This window comes from Bradyrhizobium sp. cir1 (assembly GCF_014198245.1).
GTDB lineage: Bacteria > Pseudomonadota > Alphaproteobacteria > Rhizobiales > Xanthobacteraceae > Bradyrhizobium.
This window is the reverse complement of the sequence record NZ_JACIHE010000019.1, coordinates 108083-127961: the sequence shown is the minus strand read 5'-3', so window position 1 is coordinate 127961 and position 19879 is coordinate 108083. Positions and strand designations below refer to the sequence as shown.

Sequence of the window (19879 nt, the reverse complement as noted above, 5' to 3'; positions counted from 1 at the left end):
GCTTAGTACCTGATCGTGGTGGTGACGCCGAACACTGCGGCGTCACCGATCCGCGAGACCCCGGTCGGATCGTTCGGATTCGGGATCCCGCCCGAGGGACGGAACACATATTGGAAGTAAGGCGCGACCAGCCAGCCCGGCTTGATATGCGCCTCGTAGATCATCTCGACCAGGGTCTCGTTGCTGCGCACCGGCCCCTGGACGCCGGTGTAGACGTTCGTGTCGATGTCGAGATTGCGCGCGGTGTTCGAGATCCGCATATAGGCCATCGCCACGCCGAAGCGATCGAGCGGACGGCCGGGCGTGAAGCCGACGAAGCCGATGCCGCCGTCGAGATAAAGATCGATCAGGTTGCGGTCCGGCGGGCTGTAGGCGACGCGGCCGAACGCCGTGATGCCCGGGAGCGAGGCTGAGGTCGTGTTGTCCCTCACCTCCGGCGGGCGATAGAGCACCTGCTCGATGACCGCGAAGACGCCGTAGTTGCCGCGAAGCTTTGCGGGGATGCCGCTTCCCGAGGGATCGGCGATCGACTGCCCCGCCGCGGTGAAGCGCTGGCTATCGAACGGGCCATAATGCTTCCAGGCGCCCGGCGTGACATTGCCGGCGAGCGGACGGCCGCCGATGTCGATGTCGTAGTTGAAGCGGACCTGACCGATCACCCAGGGCGGATCGTTGACGCGGAAGGCAAGACCGTGATGGTCGCGAAGCTGCGGATCGATATCGCCCGGGCCCGAGGGATCGCCGTTGAACACCGCGCCATAGGCGGTGACCTTGTCTGACAGCACCGCCTTGATGCGAACGCCGGGCACCGCGATCGGCGGCGCCGGGCCGCCGGCCGGAAGGTTGCTCGCCTTGATCGCGGGCCAGCCAAACGTGCCGTTGATGAAGAGGTCGTCGGTCTGGCTGTCGAAGAACTCGACGTCGGCGGCCTGCTGGCCGGCCCTGATGTTCAGGCGGTCATTGAAGAAGCTCTGCTCGAAATAGGCGTTGTAGAGCCGCTGGTCCGGCAGCGCCTCGATCTCGCTGATCGTAGCGAGATTCATTACGTAGTTGCGGGACAGCCCCTGCCCGTAGATCACGAAGGCATTGGCGTAGATGCGGCCGCCGGTCCAGCCGACCAGCTTGTCGAGATCGGCGTCGACCGACAGATCGAGCCGGCCGAAATGGATCGCGCCGCGCTTCACACCGCCGGAGACGTTGGCGATGTTGTCTGCTATATAGGTGGCGCCGAAATTCAGGCCCTTGTTGGCGAGCCCGTCATGCCATTCGTTGAACCATTTCGGCGCCAGCCATCCGGCCGCGCTCTCGTCCTTGGCGCCAGCGAACGCGCTGCTGCTGGCAACCGCGCAGGCCAGCGCAATGGCAGCCGCGCGGCGCAACAGAAAGCTATGGGCAGTCCCGATCACGGCCGATATCCGGTGGCATACTCTACTTGAATATGCCCGTCCGCCGCATGAAGAGATAGGCCGCACCGACGGACGAGGCCATCAGCACCGCCGCCCAGAGAAATCCGGTCTCGACATCGGTCAGCGGCAGGCCCTTGGTGTTCATGCCGAAGATGCCGGTGATCAGCGTTGGCGGCAGCAGCAGCGAGGTGACGATGGAGAGCGTGTGGAGGTGGCGGTTGCTCTCCTCCTCGTTCTTGAAACGCAGCTCCTCCTCGAGCAGGCGGCTGCGCTCGCGCAGCTCGACGATGTCGTGATCGAGGCCGTCGAGCCGCTGCGCGAGCTTGCCGGCGTGGATGCGAAGCGCGGGCGAGAGGTGGTCGGTGTTCTTCTGGTCGAGGCGATGAAACAACACGCGCAGGCCGGTGAGCTGGCGATGCAGCCTGACGCAGGTGCGGCGGAGACGGCCGAGGTTGCGGCGCATCTCGGGTTTGGCGTCATCGGCGAGAATGCGTTCCTCGATGTCGTCGATCTCCTGCCCGAGCTTGTCGACCATCCGGTCAAGCGTGTCGGCGACCTCGTCGACGATCTTTTCCAGGAGATGGGCGACATTGTCGACGCGGTAGCCGCCTTCGAGCACCCGGCGCGTCGCGTCCGCCGAGCACAGCGCCTGATGGCGGCCGCTGACCAGGAGCCGCTCGGTCATGGCGAAGCGCAGGAAAGCGGTCTCCTCGGTCGCGCTGTCGATCTCGCGGACCAGATCGGAGAACACGCCGTAGACGCAATGATCGATCACGTGGAGCTGCTGGAAGGTGTCGTGCGAGAGCAGCAGATCGCGCGCGAGCGGCGGCAGGCTGGACGCCGCAATCCATGGACGCACGCGCGCGTCCGTCAGGTTGAAATGCAGCCAGAGCCGGCCGTCATGGCTGGACTCGATCGGCTGGCCGATCGGCAGCGCCTCGGCGCTGCCGTCGCTGTGCAGGCGGAACGCCCAGACCAGGCCGGGAATGGCGGGGTCAGTGTTCGACATCGCGCTGACAAGCTTCGCCGGCTCAGCCATGCGGACCCCCACGTCCATGCAGCCCATCTCCGGAAGGCCGCTGGCGGCCAGTTCCGGATCTCTCGCGGGTACTCAATTACGCCAGTGTTACAGTTTGATGATGGCGCCCTATTCTGCGGCGAGCCCCGTCGCAGCCACAGCTTCCGCTTCCTTGACATAGTCGTGCACGACGCGACCGAACGGCAGCGTCAGGTCGGCGATGTAGTGGTGCGCACCGAGGCAGCGGCGGACCGGGAAGTCCGCAACCGGCGCATTGACATGCGGCACCAGGTGTAGCCGGCCAGGTCCCATCCAGGAGCCCTTCGGCACGATGTCGGTGAGGTTGATCGCGACGAGCTGGCAGACCTCGAGCCGGCCGTCGACGCCCGGGATCATCTTCAGATTCACCTGCGTCTTCGACAGCGTGGCGCGGGTGAGATCGCCGTTGCCGGCCATGCTCTCGTGCTTGTAGCCCATCGTGCCCATCGCGACGAGCTGGCCGGCATATTCCAGCGTGCCCGTCAGCGTATCCTTGACGATCTCGAGCTTGGGATGGGCGTACTTCTTGGGGAAGCCCCAGATCTCGCGGCCGGCAGCGATCGGCGGATCGTCGTCCAGGTACATCTGCGAGACGAAGTTGACCTCCTCGCCATTGAGGCGCGCGGGGATGACGAGGCCGGATTCTGTGTAGCTGCCGAAGCCGGAGGAGTCCGGCATCTTGATCCATTCGTAGTGCACGATCGGCTGCTCGATCGGCTCCAGCGGCTCGGGCAGGCCGGCGCGGATCAGCTCCGGATCGGTCTCGTAGGTGATGACGAGGAATTCGCGGTTGACGAAGCGATAGGGCCCGGCCGGATAGCTCGGCCCGGCGGCCGGCATGGACGGAAGCCTCAGCACATCTTCCCTGCGCATCGCTGGTCTCCTGATGTCTATGATGCCTGCCCGGCAGCGTCAGGCGGCGATGCCAATTGCTAGCCGCGCTCGTTGACTGCGCTGTGAAGGATTTCCGTCAGGCCCGCGACCGCCGGCATTCCCGTTCCGGTTGACGCGCATGCAGGCGCTGCATCGGCGCCGAAATTGTCATCACGCCGTCACCGCCGGACGCAATCGTCTGGCTCTCTATTTTTGGAGCATGATCTTTTCGGAAAACCGCTGCGCACTTTTCCGGATCATGCTCGGCAGGGAGACATCACCATGGACGCCCGCACATCCGAGCCGACTTACTCGACCCATCAGCCGCCCTCGCGGGGCTGGCGCCCCGAGCGCTGCGATCGCGTCGCGCTGGTGTTGCAGGGCGGCGGTGCGCTCGGCGCCTACCAGGCCGGCGTCTACCAGGCGCTGCACGAGGCCGGCATTGAGCCCGACTGGGTCTGCGGCGTCTCGATCGGCGCCATCAACTCCGCGATCATCGCCGGCAACCGGCCGGAGCAACGGCTCGATGCGCTGCGCGTCTTCTGGGAGCGCATCACCAACCGCAAGATCTGGCACTACACGCCCGATGGCGACGTCTTCCGCCAGTGGCGCAACCTCACCAGCGCGTGGGTGACCTCCACCCTCGGCCAGCCCGGCTTCTTCACGCCCAATCAGGTCAACCCGTGGTTCAGCCCGGTCGGCGCCCGCACCGCGACGAGCTACTACGACACGGCGCCGCTCCGCGACAGCCTGCTGGAGCTCGTCGACTTCGATCTCATCAACGAGAAGAAGGTTCGCTTCGCGGTCGGCGCGGTCAACGTGCTCTCGGGCAACTTCATCTATTTTGACAACGCCCATGACGAGATCGGGCCGGAACACATCATGGCATCCGGCGCCCTGCCCCCGGCGCTGCCGATGGTGCGGATCGGCACCGATCATTTCTGGGACGGCGGCATCGTCTCCAACACCCCGCTGCAGCATCTGCTCGACCAGGAGGACGATTTGAACTCGCTGGTGTTCCAGGTCGACCTGTTCAGCGCCCGCGGCGTGCTGCCGCGCTCGATCCAGGACGTGATGGCGCGCCACAAGGACATCATGTACTCCTCGCGCACGCGCCACAACACCGACGTCTACCGCCGCACGCACAACCTCAAGGTCCTGCTCTACAAGGCGCTGGCGAAGCTGCCGGACGAGCAGCTCTCCGAGGAGGAGCGCAAGCTGAAAGCGAGCCTGCGCAACATGCCGGAGATCGCGATCCTGCACTTGATCTACCAGCAGAAGGCCTATGAGGGCGACGCCAAGGATCACGAATTCTCAGGGACCTCGATGCGCGAGCACTGGACGAGCGGCTACGAGGACACCAAGCGCACCCTGAAGCGCCGCGACTGGATCAAGATGCCGGACGAAGGCATGGGGCTGGTCGTGCACGACGTCCACCGGGAGACGGAAAGTGCGTAATGGGACCCCGCAAACAAAAGTTCGAAAACAACCCCATGCACAGTAGCGGGGACGTGGCGGATCAATGACTTAACGCGCGGGGCGCGGGATCGCGCCCTCCGGAGGCATTTGCGGCGACGAGCAAGCCTCTGAAGGCTCGCAATGCGCTCGCGGTCACTTCGTCTCCTTGTTCAGTTCGATCGCGACCTCCGACATCCAGGAGCCCGGCGCTTCCATCAGGAACGATTGATGATTGGCTTTGGTCTGGATCGTCACCAGCGCCGCGACGGTGTTTCCTTCAATGCGCGCCTCGATCAAGCCGTCCTTGTTGGTGCCGTAGACCTTGCCGCCCTGACGGTATTCGCTCTCGAACCAGTTGCCCGAGAGATCGGTGCCGCTCTGCTCGATATTCGCAGACAAGACCATCTTGTACGCGTCGCTGGCACAGCGCAGGTCGAGGCTCACGGAACGTCCGGGCCTCGTGATGTTGTACGCCACCTTGCAACGGACCTTCTCGCGCGGGCCGTCCGACGGCTTCATCGTGCCGATGCCCGACCATGTGCCGCCCAGACTGTCGAACACCGGCTCGGCGCGCACCGGGCTGATGCCGGCGAGCACGAGGCAGGCGGCGCCAATGCCCATGCGCGCCGCCAAAGACTTCAATAGCATCTGTCAATCCTGATCCGTAAGGTCCGGGTGCTTCCTATGCCCGAACAGCCGCGAGATGTTGACGAAGATGTTTATGGACATTGCTGAACTTGCCTGAACATTGCCGGGACCCGCGCCTCGCCAGAAGTCATTTGACCCGTCGGGCAAAACACTGGCATGATGGCATCGTCGCACGTGCCTCACGCCTCACCCCAGGGCTATCGCATATGACTCGTTGCGGCGGCCTGCGCCCACGCCTCGTCCTTCGAGACGGCGCTTACGCGCCTCCTCAGGATGAGGCTAATCAGCGTCAGTGCCCGTTGAAATTGCTGCCGCGCACTCCGTCCTCATCCTGAGGGCCCGCCTGAAGCGGGCGTCTCGAAGGATGGCCGCAGGCAAGCTGCCCGCCACGTTATATGCGGTAGCCCTGCGAATGACGCCTTAGCAGCTCTTCTGCTGCAAGTGCTGGATGCAGGTGCAGGTCGTCGACGTCGAGGAATACTTCACGTCGTAGTACGGAAAGCTCGACGAGGCCGGGCTGTTCGTCGAGCAGCGCGGGAACAGGTAATGGCTGTCGCTCAGCTTCACGGTGCCGGCGATGGTGTAGCCGAGGTTCGTCGTGTAATTATAGGTCACCTCGCTCAGAATGAGCGAGATATTCTTATTACTGGGATTGTTCGGGTCAGGTGCGGTGAACGATGACAAGGTCATCGGATCGCCCTTCTTTCTCGCCGCCGTCGAACCGGCGGTCGACTCGCTCCATTGCACGGTCGCGTTTCCACTGCCGTCGGTGGAGACTTCAGACACCGTGATCGTAATGAGCGAAGCGCCGCTGGAATCCTTGACGGCATAAGGCGCCATGATGGCCTGCGCAGAACCGAGAATGGCTTGCATGCGGGCCGTGCTGATTGCCGTATTCTGCGAGACCATGTCGGCAACGCTGTGCGCGGTGGCGGTGACCTTGACGTTCATCGCCAGCCCGTTGCCGAGCTCGACGCCGCCGACGTAGAGCACCAGCATGAACGGCGCCACGATGGCGAACTCGGTCGCTGCAACAGCGCGGACATCGGTCAGCAGGCGCCGAGCGCGAGACGACAAGGCGGCGATCATCAGGAAGCTCCTGGCTCGTTCTGGAACGCGGCCGACGACATCAGCAGCCGGTTGCCGGTCGAAAGGTTCGAGAGGTTGAAACCGAGCGGCCCGAGCATGACGGGCCATACGTACATCACCCGGAGAACGACGATATCGCCGGCATCTCCCGGATTGTATTGCCAGGTGTTCGTGACGGCTCCCGAACTGTCGAAAGTCAAGGTCGGCATGCCCGTGTTGGCGCCGGACCACGAATTGGCCACCTGCAGATCGACCATCAGACCACTGCAGGTGAACAGGATCGAGATCTGATCGCAAACCTTCTGCTTGAAGGCGGCCTGGGTCAGCTGCGCAGACTGCACCTGCCCGGTCATGACCAGGCGCGCGGACTGACGCGCAATGTTTTCGAGCAGCTGCTGGGCAAAGAAGACGATGAACGTCTGAAGGAGCGCGATGATGAGGGCGAGGAACGGTGCGGCGACGAGCGCGAACTCGACGGCCGTGGCCCCGCCGCGGTCTGCAGCGAACGCCTTGCACCGATTGCGGCGCCTCTTGGTTGTTGCAATGTCTGGACCGGTCATGGCGTTTCTCTACTGCACGAGGCTGGCCGTGCTCGACGCGACCTTGATGAAGAGGTCCTTCAGCGCATCGTTGATGTTGCCGCCGGTTTGAACGTGCGCATAGAAACCAGGCGAGGCGCACGCCTGGAGGTTTTGCGCGATGGTGCCGGTTGAGGAACTAGGCTGGTCGTACTTGTCGATCCAGCTCATGTACCAGTTATCCGTTTTCTGGATACCGGTATTGGGATCGGCGATGAGCTGCAGATACTCCGTGTAAAGGACGGCGATCTTGATGCCCCGGTTCTTGATGGTCGTGCAAATCGACGTGTCGAGCGGCTGCTGGCATCGCTTGTAGGAGGCAAAGCTCCCGTTGGGGCAAGTCGTGGAGATCTTGTCTTCGACGCCGTCGGTGACGAGGAAGACCACTTCCTGCGGCGTATCTCCGGCCACGTTGCTGCCAAGCCCGGGGGTGGGCATGATGTCGTTGATGCTTTTGAGCGCGCCGGCGATATCCGTGCCGTAGTCGGTCGGAGGATTGGTCGCACTGCTGGAGGAGCAGCCCGAAACGACGCAGTTCTGGTAGTAGACCGGCATCAGCGCGATGTTGGAAACCTGGGTTCCGGCGCTGGTCGGGGTGGTCAGCGTCGCCAGGGTGTTCAAAGCCACGTCGAACGTATAGAGCGCCGCCTTGTAGGTGGTGTTGTTCAACGCGGCCATGCACTGCATGACACCGCCCGAAATGCCCGACTGCGGGCAGTTCGACCAGCTGTTGAGCAACTGGTTGACGGCGCTCGTCACCAGATCAATCCGCAAGGTGATGTTTCTTTGCCGCGCGATCGCGAGGTTGTCCTTGCTCCCGCCGTCGTGAGCGATGTTGGTTTCATGGCACGCGAAGCCGCAATTCTGCGAGGATGTTGCGCTCTGGTACGCGGGGGCGGTGTACTGGATGAGCGTTTTGATGTCGGGCGCGGTCGCGCCGATGCCCATAGACGGCGAGTCATCCATCAGCAGATAGAAATTCATGTTGGGTGCGCTGGACGCCTTTGCCGTCGCCGAACCGCCGATCTGCCAGGTCTGCTTGCCGAGCACGCCGGGGAAATTGTTGACCGAGTCCGCCGTGTAGGACACCGTGATGCTCCGCGAGAGCCCGGAATCGGTGACCGTGATCGTCGGCGTCGGCACCGCCGCCAGACCGGAAAGATTAGCCTTTGCCGCGAACACGGCTGCTGCGGTCGCCTTGACGGCCGTGGCGTCGCTTTGCGCCAGCATCGCCGGCCGCACGGCTGCGATCGCGGCCGCGTCGGCGGCCGCGTTCAATTGCTCGCGCTTGCGCAAGGCCAGCGTGTAATCCAGCGTCATGCCCAGCAGAAAGATGATGGGCACCATCATCAGGGCGAAGATGATGGCGACGTTGGCCTTCCGGTCTCTCGCGAACCGAAGCACTGCGCGGCGGAGCATTGCCCTTAACCCTGATTGCCGTCGTCGCGGCAGCGACACATCCCTGAACTGGTGTGATCGGGGCGGATTGAAGGGCTTTTCAGCCCAATCCTCGCCTCGTCACAGGGCGGAATATGAGGATGGGCTCTTAATCAACGCTTACGGGGAACCCGGAAACATGCACTGCAACAAATTGGGATGTGTCTTATTGAGCGGGCATCATTAACGCCACTTAAACAGGTTCCCGGAGATTGCAGCGATGGGCTGCAAGGGGCGGCACCCCGGCGCAGGGCCGGGAGGTCCATCCTACCTGCCCCGCTTCCGGGCGCCGGTCTGCGGGCGCCTACGGCCTGATCGTCATGTTCTCCGGCGGCCCGACCTTGCGCAGCGGCTCGGCGAGACGCGCGAACTCGCACAGCAACGACCGCGTCTTCCGGGGGTCGATGATCTCCTCGACCCAGAATTTTTCGGCCGAGCGGAACGGCGAGCGCAGCTTGTTCAGCCGCTCCTCGATCTCCTTCAGTTTGGCGACCTTGTCCTCGGCCGCGTCGATATCGGCGCGGTAGGCGGCCTCGATGCCGCCCTCGAGCGGCAGCGAGCCCCAATAGGCCGACGGCCAGGCGTAGCGGATCGAGAAGCGGTCTGCGGGCTGATGCACGACACCGGCGACGCCGAAGGCGTTGCGCAGGATCACGGTGCACCAGGGCACGGTGGTCTGGTTCACCGCGGCCATGACGCGGACGCCGTGGCGGATGGTGGCCGCCTTCTCGGCGTCGAGGCCGATCATGAAGCCCGGGCAGTCCATGAGATAGACGACCGGCAGGTGAAAAGTTTCGGCGAAGTCGACCCAGCGCACCACCTTCTGGCACGCATCGGCCGTCCAGGAGCCGCCATAGTGAAAGCTGTCGCTGGCGAGCAGCAGCACCGCCCGGCCTTCGAGCCGCGCCAGACCAACGATGATTGGCTTGCCGAAATTCTTTGAGACCTCAAAGAAGGAGCCCTTGTCGACGACGGCATCGATGATGGGGCGTATCTTGTAGACCTGTTTGCGGTTGCGCGGCACCGCATTCATCAGCGCGTCTTCGCTGCGCTCGGGACTGTCCGTGCAAGGCAAGGTCGGCGGCAGCTCGTAGACCGACGACGGCAGGTAAGAGAGGAAACGGCGCGCGCAGGCGAACGCCTCCTCTTCTGTGTCGACGGCATGATCGACCGCGCCGGCGCGGGTCTGGATGTCGGCGCCGCCGAGCTCCTCCTTCGAGAGGTCCTGCCCCAGCGCCTTCACCACCGGCGGTCCCGCAACGAACATCGCGGACTTTCGGGTCATGATCGAATAGTGGCTGGCGGCAAGCCGCGCGGCACCGAGGCCTGCGACCGAGCCGAGGCCGAGCGCGACCACGGGTACGCGCGACATATTTTCCGTCGTGAAGCGGTACCAGCGCGTGCCGCCGATGCCGCCCGGCAGGTTCGCCGCCCCCTTGGTCTCGATGGTCTTGACCGAGCCGCCGCCGCCGGAGCCTTCGATGATGCGGACGATGGGCAGGCGGAAGTCGTGCGCCATCTCCTCCGCCATCAGCGGTTTTGCCGAGATCGATGCATCCGCCGAGCCGCCACGCACCGTAAAGTCGTCGCCGACCACGACGATTGTGCGGCCGTCGACACGCGCGCGGCCGAACACGCAGTTCGCCGGCGTCAGTTTCTTCAGATCGCCGCTGGAATCGTACTCGCCGATGCCGGCGACGGCACCGATCTCGTGAAAGCTGCCTTTGTCGATCAGCTTGTCGATACGCTCCCGAACAGTCAGCCGGCCCTGGTCATGCTGTCGCTTGACCTTGTCAACGCCGCCCATCTCCCGCGCGAAGGCTTCGCGCCGGGCGAGCTCGTCGAGTTCCGGCTTCCAGTTCATTCACTCCCTCCGAATTGATCGGCTTGTTATTGTTGTGCACGGCCATTGCGACCGGTTTGCGCGAGATACGGTTGCTGAAGACGTCGCCTTCCGCGCCCTCCATCAGGCTGCCGAGCGAACGGCCGAGCGCGAGCATGAGCGGAGCGACCTCGTCATGCAGACGCTGCTCGTCATACATCGCCGACAGAAGACCGATCGTGATGACGACGAAGGTCTGATACTGCGGCGACCAGATCGGCACCGCGAGCCCGTTGATGTGCGGGCTCCACAGCCCGCAGGCCACGACATAGCCGCGCTCGCGCAGCGACTGCCGGTTGGCCTCGATGCGAGGCTTGAGGATCTTCGCAGCCTCGGGCGCTTCGCGCTCCATCTCCGCGATGAAGGCGTCGCCGACTTCCGGAGCCAGCGCCGCGGTGTAGGCCGCGCCTGCCGCGGTCGAAGCCATCGAGATGCGGCTGCCGGTGCCCTCGTGCAGGCCGAGCGCAGAGGCCGAGCGCGCAAACTGGAGATAGACCAGATGGAAGCGATCGGGCACCACGAAGCCGACCGTGCCCGGCAGTTGCTCGGCGACTTCCTGAAGCCGCTGGCGAATCATGCTGCGCAGCTGCGCGCCTTTCATCATCGAGGCGCTCATCGCCACCGCGCTCGGGCCGATGCGATATTTCTGATCGCGCGGCAGATAGACCAGCTGGCCCATGCGCGTCAGCGTGTGCGTGAGCCGCGACACCGTCGAGCGCGGCAGGCCGCAGCGATTTGAAATCTCGAGATTGCCGAGCCTTGCCTCGTGGCCCTCGAAGCATCGCAACACATCGAACGCGCGCGACACCACCTGGATGACATCACCCTCGCCGGCTTCGCCAGCGAGCGCACCTTGCCTACTCAACCGCTCCGAACGTCGTCCCATGATCCCTACCGCTATGTTCCGCTCTGCGGAATTAAATTCCGCTTGCAGACGAAGCTACCTCAGGCATTTTGCGACGACAACAAAAAGGCGATTGGCATGCCACAAATAAAGATCGTCACTGAAATCGCGGGGCGCATTTGCGCGACTCCCGTGCAGGTTGGAGGAACCGTCGCGGATGGTGATGACGTTGTGATCGTCGAAGCGATGAAGATGGAGATCCCGGTGCCCTCGGCCGCCAACGGGACGATCACATCGCTGCTGGTGAAGCTCGATGATGTCGTTGCCGAGGGACAAGCGATCGCGATCGTCGCGAACTGACTGCATTATCCCAGGTTTCCGCGACAATCTGTCAGCCGCATTCCTTCAAGCGCGGTACGGCGTTGCCATCGCTTGATCGCGATGACATGATCGGTTTCAAGCAAAACGTTGTTTCAAACAAAGAACGAAAATCTTCGCGGTAAAGCGAGGATCAGTGGAGGGAAAACATGCTTCGTGGGCTGCTCATGCTCGCGCCTGCCTTGGTGGCGGGCATTTCTTTTGCGTCTACACGCTATGCATTCGCCGAAGACATCAAGCTGCCGGCGACATTGACGTTCACCGCCTATGACACCGGCACCGCCGGATTCAACATCGCGGTCGGCGTCGGCAAGATGATGAAGGACAAATACAGCACCGACGTGCGCGTGCTGCCCGCGGGCAACGACGTAGCGCGGCTTGCGCCGCTGCGCGCCAAGCGCGCGGCCTCCGCAGCGATGGGATCGGGCACCTATTTCGCGCAGGAAGGCGTGTTCGAATTCGGCGCGAAGGAATGGGGGCCGCAGCCGCTTCAGATCCTGCTCTCGACCGTCGACTGCAATTGCGGCTCGCTCGCCGTCGCGGCGGATACCGGTGTGAAGGAGCTGAAGGACCTCAAGGGCAAGCGCGTCGGCTTCGTTGTCGGATCGCCAGCGCTGAACCAGAATTCGCTCGCCGTGCTCGCCTTCGCCGGCCTGACGCAGAAGGACGTCAAGGCCGTCGAGTTCGCAAGCTATGGCGCGATGTGGAAAGGGCTGATCAACAACGATGTCGATGCCGCCTTCGGCACCACCATCACCGGCCCCGCCAAGGAAGCCGAGACCTCGCCGCGCGGGCTGATCTGGCCGCCGCTGCCGGCCAAGGACAAGGAGGGCTGGGCGCGGATGCAGAAGGTCGGCTCGTTCTTCTTCCCGCAAGTCGCAACGTGCGGCGCCGGCATCTCGCCGGAGAAACCGGTCGAGCTCGGCAATTACCCCTACCCGATCTTCGTCGCCTATGCGTCGCAACCGGCCGATCAAATCTACGCCATCACCAAGGCGATGATCGTCAATTACGACGCCTACAAGGACTCCGCGCCCGGCGCCGGCGGGCTTGCCGCCGACCGCCAGACCAAGAACTGGGTGGTGCCGGTGCATCCCGGCGCGGTGAAGGCGCTTAAAGAAGCCGGGCAATGGAGCGACGCGCAGGAGACGCACAACAACAAGCTGATCAAGCGTCAGGAAGTGCTTGGCGCAGCCTGGACGGAGTACGGCAAGTCCAATCCCCCGTCGGACGACAAGGCATTCCTCGACGGCTGGATGAAGGCCCGCGCCGCAGCACTTGCGAAGGCCGACATGCCGAACGGGTTCGAGGACTAGTCCACCAGCTGTTAGCAGCCCACGCGCGGGGTCGATGATGTCTTCTGTTTCCACCTCCACCGGCCCGAAGGACGAAGCCAAGCGGGTCGTGTTCGACGATCCGCACGGCGCGGCCGGCAACATGCAGGAGGCGGAGGTGACGCGCGTGCGCACGCTTCGCGGCGCCTGGCGCGGGACGCTGATCGTCGCGACCGCAGCGACGATCCTGCTCTGCATCAACCAGCAATTCTCGCTGCGCTTCTTCATCGGCTACACCCAGCTCAACACGGAGTATTTCTATCTCCTGATCGCCCTGATGCTGCCGTTCACATTCCTGATCTTTCCCGGCACCGGGCGCGCGCCGCTCGACCGCATTCCCTGGTATGACCTCGTCTTCTTCGTCGTGACCTTCGCAGCCGCGCTGCTGCTGATGTCGAACGTGCGCAAGGCGGCCGAGGCCGGCTGGGAATTCGGCGGCGCGCCCAACACCGTGATCGCGGCAGGCCTCGTGATGTGGGTGATGCTGATGGAGGCGCTGCGCCGCACCGGCGGCTGGAGCCTGCTGCTGAGCGTTCTCCCCTTCACCGTCTATCCGCTGTTCGCCGAGGCCGGCTGGCTCGGGCCGTTCCGAGGCACGCAGTCGACGCTGGAGCAGGCGACCGCCTATCACGTGCTCTCCGGCGAAAGCCTGCTCGGCATTCCCATCCAGGCCTTTGCCGACACCGTGATCGGATTCCTGGTGTTCGGCACCGCGCTGATGATGACGGGCGCCGGAAAATTCTTCATCAACCTCGCCTTCGCACTGTGCGGCACCTTCCGCGGCGGCGCGGCCAAGGTCTGCATCTTTGCCAGCGGCCTGCTCGGCATGATGTCGGGCTCGATCATCTCCAACGTGCTCACTGCCGGCACCATGACCATCCCGGTCATGAAGAAGAGCGGCTTTCGCGCTTCCTATGCCGGCGCGATCGAGGCCTGCGCCTCGACCGGCGCGGTGCTGGCACCGCCCGTGATGGGCGCGACCGCCTTCGTCATCGCGCAATTCCTCAATGTCAGCTACGCCGACGTCGCGATCGCCGCGATCATTCCGGCCGCGCTCTATTATGTCGGCCTGTTCATGCAGGTCGACGCCTATGCCGCGCGCCACAAGCTGAAGGGGATTCCGCGCGCCGAGCTGCCGCGGATCATGGATACGATCAAGGACGGCTGGTACTACGTCTTCGTCATCGCGCTCCTGATCGTGATGCTGCTCTACTTCAAGCGCGAGAGCCACGCGCCGTTCTACGCCACCGCGCTGCTGCTGGTGCTCAACCAGTTCTTCTCCAAGGATACGCGCTGGACGCTCGGCACGATCGGCAAGTTCCTGGAGGTCAACGGGCGCACCTTCGTCGAGCTGGTCGGCATCCTCGCCGGCTGCGGCCTCCTGATCGGCGCGTTCTCGATGACCGGCGTGGTGTCGAGCCTTGCCAACGACCTGCTGCACATCGCCGGCGACAATGCCTTCCTGTTGCTCGGCATGTGCGCCCTCACCAGCCTCATCCTCGGCCTCGGGTTGACGACGACGGCCTGCTACATCTTCCTCGCCATCCTGGTTGCGCCCGCGCTGGAGAAGCTCGGGCTCAACCGCATGGCCGTGCACATGTTCATCTTCTACTGGGGCATGCTGTCGTCGATTACCCCGCCGGTCGCGATCGCCTCCTTCGCGGCCGCAGGCATCGCCGGCTCGCCGGCGATGAAGACGGGCTGGGAATCGATGTGGGTCGGCAGCATCATCTACTTCATCCCGTTCTTCTTCGTGCTCAATCCGGCGCTGGTGCTGCAGGGCTCGAGCCCGTACCTCGCCGGCCTCGGCCTGATGGCGCTCGCCGCCTTCGGCACGCTGTTCATCTGCGGCGGCATCCAGGGCTACCAGCCCTTCGTCGGGGACTTGCGCGGCGCCGGCGCGCTGGAATGGCCGCTCCGCGTGCTGCTGGTGATCGGCGGCTTCGTGGTGGCCACGCCCGGCGGCGGCATCATGCCGCTGTCGCAGATGCAGGTGACGCTGCTCGGCCTCGCGATCCTCGCACCCACCGTCTTGATCGCCCTGCTGCTGGTGCGGCGGCAGTCGCCCTTGCCGAACGGGTTGCGCGTGCCCTGATTGCGTTGCACAAGGGAGGCGATGAAACCGCTCTCGCCTCTCGCCACCGCGTGGACCCGTTCGAAGCCGCCCTTGCTGCGGTTTCTGGACAATTGTCTCAGCGAATTCTCGGCCGAAACGTCCGGCCATGTGGCCGACTACATTCCCGAACTCGGCAAGGCCGACCCTGCCTATTTCGGCATCAGCCTGGCGACGCTCGACGGCCATGTCTATGAGGTCGGCGACAGCCGGGTGCCCTTCACCATCCAGTCGATGTCAAAGCCGTTCGTGTTCGCGCTGGCGCTGGACCTGCTGGGCGCGAGCAAGGTCGAGAGCGCGATCGGCGTCGAGCCCTCCGGCGATCCCTTCAACTCGATCCGGCTCAATTCCGACAACCATCCGTTCAACCCGATGGTCAATGCCGGCGCGATCGCCTGCACCGGGCTGATCTACGACAGCAAAGGCCTCGACGCTTTCGAGCAGATTCGCCGGGCGCTCAGCCGCTTCGCCGGACGCGACCTCGCGATGGATGAGGCGGTCTACACGTCTGAAAGCCAGACCGGCGATCGTAACCGCGCCATCGGCTATCTGCTCAAGACCAACGCGGTGATCTCCGACAACGTCGCCGCCGTGCTGGACGTCTATTTCCGGCAATGCGCCGTGCTGGTCACCGCGCGCGACATCGCGGTAATGGCGGCGACGCTCGCCAATCGCGGCGTCAATCCCGTCACCGGCGAGCAGGTGATGACGCCCTACGCGATCTCGCGCACGCTGTCGGTGATGACGTCGTCGGGCATGTATGACTATGCCGGCGAATGGATCTACCGGATCGGCATTCCCGCCAAGAGCGGCGTCGGCGGCGGCATTCTGGCCGCGCTCCCTGCCCGCCTCGGCCTCGGCAGCTATTCGCCGAAGCTCGACAAGCACGGCAACAGCGTGCGCGGCATCAAGGTCTGCGAGGCGCTGTCCTCGCATTACGACCTGCATATGCTCAATCGCAGCGACGACGCGCGCAACGCGGTCATCGCCGATTACGACATCGGCAGGAGCCCGTCCCGCCGCGTGCGCCGCCCGCAGGAGCGCGAGATCCTCGCCGCGCACGAGCAGGAGGTGCGGGTCATTGAGCTGGTCGGCACGCTGTCGCTGTCGGCGGTCGACTATGTCTCGCGGCGGCTCGCGGGGCGGCCGCGGCCGCAATTCGTGATCTTCGATCTGCACCGTGTGACCTCCACCACGCGCGCCGGCGCGCGGCTGGTCGCCGAGGCGTTCGAGGAGCTTGCGGCGTTGAATGTGACCGTGGTGCTATCCGGCGTCAGGCGCGCGTCCAAGGAATGGAACAGCTTGCGGGAATGGACCGCGGAGCTGAAGAACGTGCGCGACTTCTACCTGCTCGACACCGCGATCGAATGGGCCGAAGACCAGATCGTCTACCGCTATGGCGGCTCGATCGACTTTCATGAGACCACCGAGCTCGCCGAACAGCCGCTGCTGGCAGGGCTGAGCCAGCAAGAGCTGACCGATCTCGCCTCGCTCTGCATCATCAGAACCTATCAGTCCAGCGCGAAAATCCTCACCACCGGCGATCCCGCCGACGCCCTGTTTTTCCTGCGCAGCGGCGCCGTGCATGTCACGCTGCCCGACGGCGTCAGGCTGGCGACGCTCACCGCCGGCATGGCGTTCGGCGAGATGGCGCTGCTGGAGCAAACCCGCTCGGCCGACGTCTTCGCCGACATGGCGGCGACGGCGTTCGAAGTGCCGCTGAAGGAGTTCGAACGCCTCCGCGAGCAGCACCCGCGCGCCAGCGAGTGCATCATGCGCAACCTCGCCCGGCTGCTGGCCGACCGCCTGATCGTCGCCAACGCCAAGGTGGATATCTTGACGTCGACGTGAGCCGCCTAGCGGCTCGCGGCCTCGCTGATCCGCCGCTTGATCTTGGCGGCGCTGGCCTTCAACAATTCCGATGGCTGTTGGCCGGTCGCGGCGCACAGACAGGCCCAGTAGTAGATGACATCGCCGAGCTCTTCGACCAGACCCGCCTTGTCGAGCCAGTCGTCGCGCAGCAACTTCTTGATGTGCTCTGCGACCTCGCCGGATTCGCCGGCGAGACCGAGGCCGAGATAGGACAGCCGCTCGTTGGACGGATGCTCATCAACTTTTGCAATGCTCGCGGCCCAGGCCGCATATTCATCGATCGTCATGAGCATCCCTCGCCGCGGATTTCGGATCAGCCCACCACTTCGGTGACGGGCTGGAGATCGATCTCGAAGGTCTCCAAGAACTTTGACGTCATGATGTAGAAACCAACCGAGAGCTGGAGCTCGACCAGCGCGGCCGGTGTCAGCTTCGACGCGATCGCCTTGAAGGTCGCGTCGGTCGGCTTGTTCAGTTTCACGATCTCGTCGGTGAAGGCGAGCGCGGCGCGCTGCACCTCGTTGAAGCAGCCTGCGCTCTGCCAGTTCTCGAGCGCCTCGTTCTGCTGGTCGGTGACGCCGACATTCTTGCCGATGCGCTTGTGCGCGACGATCTCGTACGGCGCCTCGCACAGGATGCCGGTGCGCGTGATCGCAAGCTCGCGCACGACCGGATCGAGCTCGCCCTTGTGCCTGATCGCGCCACCCAGGCGGCAGTACTGTTCGAAGTAGCTCGGCGAGTGCGCCATCATGCGGAAGATGTTGGCATGACGGTTCTTGTCGAGGATTTCGCGGGTGCGATCGGATGCCTTGGACGGGTCGCTGTAGGTGATGCGGGCCATGATTTTCCTGAAGTTTTCCCTGATCTTTTGATGCTTCTTGTCGCCATCGGCGAAAGTTCCCAAAGACTCTATTCGCGCATGGACGCAGGAGCAACATCATCGAGTCAAATTGCCGCCGCATTGCTGAACGACCCTGAGATGGTCGATATTCGCCGCGTGGGGACAAATCGCGGCGGATACTCGCAAGGGGTGTTCCGAGTAAAAACAATTGGCCATTGTGCGCGCTAGCCGCGCAATGATGAGTCACGCCCAAGTCTAGGGAGAAAACGGCATGAAGGAAGCCACCAAGGGGGCGGCCTCGGGAGCGCTCGCGCATATGCTGGCGGTGACGGCGATGCTCGTCATCGCCAGCATCTTGTTCTACGGGCGTTGAGTTAAGCGTTTTAGGAGTTTTCGTCATTCCGGGGTGGCTCTCCCGGGACCGCGCATAGCGCGGCCCTAGCAGGCCAGACCCAGAATTCCCGTTCCAGGTTCGGTCGCTCAGACCGCCCCCGAATGACGGATCCCACTATTTGCTCCTGGCAAAGTACGGCACGAGCTTTCCGGCGAACGGCTTGAAGCTCGCGACGACCGAATCGCCGATGGCGAGTCCGTTGTCACCATGCGCCATCATGCGAAAACCCTCGGCGCAATCGACCAGCAGAATGTTGTAGGGCACGTGGGCGCGCGTCTCGGGCGTGGCGGCGCGGCAGACCAGCGAAGTCGAATACACGCTGCCCTTGCCGCTGGCGCGCGCCTCGCGCGGATCGGACGCCCCGCAGGCCGCGCAGAAGGCGCGGTGGAAATACTGGACATGGCCGCATGAGGTGCAGGTCTGGTAGGTGATGGCCTCTTCGCCCTTGGTCCAGTCCGCTAGACGCTTGCTCATCGCACCCGCTCCAGAAACATGCTGACATGGGACGACAGCACGCCGCCGTCGCCGTGCAGCAGCGCAATCGAAGCGTCGCGCACCTGGCGGTGAGCCGCCCGCCCCGTCATCTGCAAATGCGCCTCGACCAGATGCGCCATGGCGCCGCCGACACCGCAATGACCGTAGCTGAGCAGGCCGCCATGGGTGTTCAGCGGCATCGCGCCGTCGCGGCCAAAATGGCCCGCGCGGACGCGGGCGGCCGCCTCGCCGCGGCCGGCGAGGCCAAGGTCTTCCAACAGCATGGCGAGCGTGATCGTGAAACTGTCGTAGATCGCGGCATAGCGCACGTCGGAGATCGCAAGGCCCGTGGCTTCCCTGGCGCGCGCGATGGAGATCTCGGCGCCGAGCTCGCTGAGGGCGGGCGCGGCGGTGACATGCTGATGGGTATGCGCCTGGGCACAGCCGCGGATGCGGACGCCCGTCTCCCCGGTTCGCTCGCGGCTGATGACGAAGGCCGCCCCGCCATCGGAGACCGGGCAGCAGTCGAGCAGCTTGAGCGGCATGGCGACCGGCTTCGAGGCCATGACGTCGGCGACCTCGATGGGATCGTGGAATTGCGCGCCGGGATGGGTACAGGCATGGCTGCGCATCAGCACCGCGAATTCGGCGAGGTCTTCTTCGCTCACGCCGTATTCGTGCATGTACCTGTTGGCGACGAGGCCGTAATAGGCCGGGATGGTCGGGCCCAGCGGCACCTCGTAGTCGGGATGGCCGACCTGCGCCAGCGCCTGGATCGAGGCGTCGCGGCTCTGCCCGGTGAGGCGATTCTCGCCGGCAACGACGAGGACGTTACGCGCGACGCCGGCGTCCACGAGATGATGCGCGAGCATCGTCATCGCCAGGCCCGTGGCGCCGCCGACCTGCACGGCATGGGCGTAGGACGGGCGGATGCCAAAATGCTCGGCGAACACGGTGGCGAGCATGATGTGCGGCGACACCGTGGAATAGCCGCAAAGGATGCCGTCGATCTCGGGGCGCTTCAGCCCGGCATCGTCGAGCGCGGCTTGCGCGGCCTTGCTCATCAGGTCGAGTGAGGCCGAGCCTTCGTGCTTGCCGAAAGGCGTGAGGCCGACGCCGGTGATGAAGCTCATGGTGCCATCTCCTCCTCGTCATTCCGGGGCGGTCCGAAGGACCGAACCCGGAATCCATCGAGCGGCAT

19 protein-coding genes are annotated in these 19879 nt (G+C 64.3%); 6 read left to right on the top strand and 13 right to left on the bottom strand.

The window, feature by feature from the left end:
• Positions 1-2: 2 nt before the first annotated feature.
• From GGD63_RS30205 to GGD63_RS30195, 3 genes are all read right to left on the bottom strand, one after another.
• The gene (locus GGD63_RS30205; RefSeq protein ID WP_183247415.1) at positions 3-1406 is read right to left on the bottom strand and encodes a carbohydrate porin; all 1404 of its coding nucleotides are present in this window, start codon (positions 1404-1406) and stop codon (positions 3-5) included.
• Between the two features lie 22 nt (positions 1407-1428).
• A complete protein-coding gene (locus tag GGD63_RS30200) occupies positions 1429-2445 on the bottom strand; it encodes a transporter (protein ID WP_183247413.1) in 1017 nt (338 codons plus the stop codon).
• Positions 2446-2553: 108 nt separating this feature from the next.
• Positions 2554-3336 carry an acetoacetate decarboxylase gene (locus GGD63_RS30195; RefSeq protein ID WP_183247411.1) on the bottom strand — a complete coding sequence of 261 codons (783 nt, stop codon included), beginning with the start codon at positions 3334-3336 and terminating at the stop codon, positions 2554-2556.
• Between the two features lie 282 nt (positions 3337-3618).
• Between GGD63_RS30195 and GGD63_RS30190 the strand changes: the two genes are divergently transcribed.
• Positions 3619-4794: a patatin-like phospholipase family protein gene (locus tag GGD63_RS30190; RefSeq protein WP_183247409.1), complete on the top strand. Its 1176-nt coding sequence runs from the start codon at positions 3619-3621 to the stop codon at positions 4792-4794.
• 153 nt (positions 4795-4947) lie between these two features.
• On the opposite strand, the gene GGD63_RS30185 is transcribed toward GGD63_RS30190, so the two are convergent.
• The 6 genes from GGD63_RS30185 to GGD63_RS30160 form a co-directional block, all read right to left on the bottom strand.
• Positions 4948-5442, bottom strand: a complete 495-nt coding sequence (locus tag GGD63_RS30185) for a hypothetical protein (RefSeq protein WP_183247408.1) — start codon at positions 5440-5442, stop codon at positions 4948-4950.
• A gap of 420 nt (positions 5443-5862) precedes the next feature.
• A complete protein-coding gene (locus GGD63_RS30180) occupies positions 5863-6531 on the bottom strand; it encodes a TadE/TadG family type IV pilus assembly protein (RefSeq protein WP_183247406.1) in 669 nt (222 codons plus the stop codon).
• The gene (locus GGD63_RS30175; RefSeq protein WP_183247404.1) at positions 6531-7091 is read right to left on the bottom strand and encodes a TadE/TadG family type IV pilus assembly protein; all 561 of its coding nucleotides are present in this window, start codon (positions 7089-7091) and stop codon (positions 6531-6533) included. The genes GGD63_RS30180 and GGD63_RS30175 overlap by 1 nt, the downstream gene beginning before the upstream one ends.
• A 9-nt stretch (positions 7092-7100) precedes the next feature.
• Complete coding sequence (locus GGD63_RS30170) at positions 7101-8528, bottom strand: TadE/TadG family type IV pilus assembly protein (protein WP_183247402.1); 1428 nt, start codon at positions 8526-8528, stop codon at positions 7101-7103.
• 322 nt (positions 8529-8850) lie between these two features.
• A complete protein-coding gene (locus GGD63_RS30165; protein ID WP_183247400.1) occupies positions 8851-10410 on the bottom strand; it encodes an acyl-CoA carboxylase subunit beta in 1560 nt (519 codons plus the stop codon).
• Complete coding sequence (locus GGD63_RS30160) at positions 10340-11314, bottom strand: IclR family transcriptional regulator (protein WP_183247398.1); 975 nt, start codon at positions 11312-11314, stop codon at positions 10340-10342. Before GGD63_RS30160 ends, GGD63_RS30165 begins: the two co-directional genes overlap by 71 nt.
• Before the next feature lie 96 nt (positions 11315-11410).
• On the opposite strand from GGD63_RS30160, the gene GGD63_RS30155 reads away from it, so the two are divergent.
• The 4 genes from GGD63_RS30155 (at position 11411) to glsA (ending at position 16948) form a co-directional block, all read left to right on the top strand.
• Entirely contained in the window at positions 11411-11632 is a 222-nt protein-coding gene (locus tag GGD63_RS30155; RefSeq protein ID WP_183247518.1) for an acetyl-CoA carboxylase biotin carboxyl carrier protein subunit, read from the top strand.
• Positions 11633-11799: 167 nt separating this feature from the next.
• Positions 11800-12966: a TAXI family TRAP transporter solute-binding subunit gene (locus GGD63_RS30150; RefSeq protein WP_183247396.1), complete on the top strand. Its 1167-nt coding sequence runs from the start codon at positions 11800-11802 to the stop codon at positions 12964-12966.
• A gap of 37 nt (positions 12967-13003) precedes the next feature.
• A complete protein-coding gene (locus GGD63_RS30145; protein ID WP_183247516.1) occupies positions 13004-15079 on the top strand; it encodes a TRAP transporter permease in 2076 nt (691 codons plus the stop codon).
• Positions 15080-15100: 21 nt separating this feature from the next.
• A complete protein-coding gene (gene glsA, locus GGD63_RS30140) occupies positions 15101-16948 on the top strand; it encodes a glutaminase A (protein ID WP_183247394.1) in 1848 nt (615 codons plus the stop codon).
• 5 nt (positions 16949-16953) lie between these two features.
• Here glsA and GGD63_RS30135 read toward each other — a convergent pair whose 3' ends face one another.
• Entirely contained in the window at positions 16954-17256 is a 303-nt protein-coding gene (locus GGD63_RS30135) for a nucleoside triphosphate pyrophosphohydrolase family protein (protein WP_183247392.1), read from the bottom strand.
• Positions 17257-17282: 26 nt separating this feature from the next.
• Positions 17283-17810 (bottom strand): carboxymuconolactone decarboxylase family protein, encoded by a 528-nt coding sequence (locus tag GGD63_RS30130; RefSeq protein ID WP_183247390.1) that lies wholly within the window; start codon positions 17808-17810, stop codon positions 17283-17285.
• A 30-nt stretch (positions 17811-17840) separates the two neighbouring features.
• Here GGD63_RS30130 and GGD63_RS30125 point away from each other — a divergent pair, with 30 nt between their 5' ends.
• Positions 17841-18038, top strand: coding sequence for a hypothetical protein (locus tag GGD63_RS30125; RefSeq protein WP_183247388.1), 198 nt, complete (start codon positions 17841-17843; stop codon positions 18036-18038).
• A gap of 280 nt (positions 18039-18318) precedes the next feature.
• Here GGD63_RS30125 and GGD63_RS30120 read toward each other — a convergent pair whose 3' ends face one another.
• Entirely contained in the window at positions 18319-18678 is a 360-nt protein-coding gene (locus tag GGD63_RS30120; RefSeq protein WP_183247386.1) for a Zn-ribbon domain-containing OB-fold protein, read from the bottom strand.
• Complete coding sequence (locus tag GGD63_RS30115) at positions 18675-19811, bottom strand: thiolase family protein (protein ID WP_183247384.1); 1137 nt, start codon at positions 19809-19811, stop codon at positions 18675-18677. Before GGD63_RS30115 ends, GGD63_RS30120 begins: the two co-directional genes overlap by 4 nt.
• Between the last annotated feature and the right edge of the window lie 68 nt (positions 19812-19879).

What these genes read in the sequence shown, in the direction of transcription:
- GGD63_RS30200 (WP_183247413.1), bottom strand. Translation starts at nt 2,445, where the DNA reads ATGGCTGAGCCGGCGAAGCTTGTCAGCGCGATGTCGAACACTGACCCC.
- GGD63_RS30195 (WP_183247411.1), bottom strand. Translation starts at nt 3,336, where the DNA reads ATGCGCAGGGAAGATGTGCTGAGGCTTCCGTCCATGCCGGCCGCCGGG.
- GGD63_RS30190 (WP_183247409.1), top strand. Translation starts at nt 3,619, where the DNA reads ATGGACGCCCGCACATCCGAGCCGACTTACTCGACCCATCAGCCGCCC.
- GGD63_RS30185 (WP_183247408.1), bottom strand. Translation starts at nt 5,442, where the DNA reads ATGCTATTGAAGTCTTTGGCGGCGCGCATGGGCATTGGCGCCGCCTGC.
- GGD63_RS30180 (WP_183247406.1), bottom strand. Translation starts at nt 6,531, where the DNA reads ATGATCGCCGCCTTGTCGTCTCGCGCTCGGCGCCTGCTGACCGATGTC.
- GGD63_RS30175 (WP_183247404.1), bottom strand. Translation starts at nt 7,091, where the DNA reads ATGACCGGTCCAGACATTGCAACAACCAAGAGGCGCCGCAATCGGTGC.
- GGD63_RS30170 (WP_183247402.1), bottom strand. Translation starts at nt 8,528, where the DNA reads ATGCTCCGCCGCGCAGTGCTTCGGTTCGCGAGAGACCGGAAGGCCAAC.
- GGD63_RS30165 (WP_183247400.1), bottom strand. Translation starts at nt 10,410, where the DNA reads ATGAACTGGAAGCCGGAACTCGACGAGCTCGCCCGGCGCGAAGCCTTC.
- GGD63_RS30160 (WP_183247398.1), bottom strand. Translation starts at nt 11,314, where the DNA reads ATGGGACGACGTTCGGAGCGGTTGAGTAGGCAAGGTGCGCTCGCTGGC.
- GGD63_RS30155 (WP_183247518.1), top strand. Translation starts at nt 11,411, where the DNA reads ATGCCACAAATAAAGATCGTCACTGAAATCGCGGGGCGCATTTGCGCG.
- GGD63_RS30150 (WP_183247396.1), top strand. Translation starts at nt 11,800, where the DNA reads ATGCTTCGTGGGCTGCTCATGCTCGCGCCTGCCTTGGTGGCGGGCATT.
- GGD63_RS30145 (WP_183247516.1), top strand. Translation starts at nt 13,004, where the DNA reads ATGTCTTCTGTTTCCACCTCCACCGGCCCGAAGGACGAAGCCAAGCGG.
- glsA (WP_183247394.1), top strand. Translation starts at nt 15,101, where the DNA reads ATGAAACCGCTCTCGCCTCTCGCCACCGCGTGGACCCGTTCGAAGCCG.
- GGD63_RS30135 (WP_183247392.1), bottom strand. Translation starts at nt 17,256, where the DNA reads ATGACGATCGATGAATATGCGGCCTGGGCCGCGAGCATTGCAAAAGTT.
- GGD63_RS30130 (WP_183247390.1), bottom strand. Translation starts at nt 17,810, where the DNA reads ATGGCCCGCATCACCTACAGCGACCCGTCCAAGGCATCCGATCGCACC.
- GGD63_RS30125 (WP_183247388.1), top strand. Translation starts at nt 17,841, where the DNA reads ATGCTTCTTGTCGCCATCGGCGAAAGTTCCCAAAGACTCTATTCGCGC.
- GGD63_RS30120 (WP_183247386.1), bottom strand. Translation starts at nt 18,678, where the DNA reads ATGAGCAAGCGTCTAGCGGACTGGACCAAGGGCGAAGAGGCCATCACC.
- GGD63_RS30115 (WP_183247384.1), bottom strand. Translation starts at nt 19,811, where the DNA reads ATGAGCTTCATCACCGGCGTCGGCCTCACGCCTTTCGGCAAGCACGAA.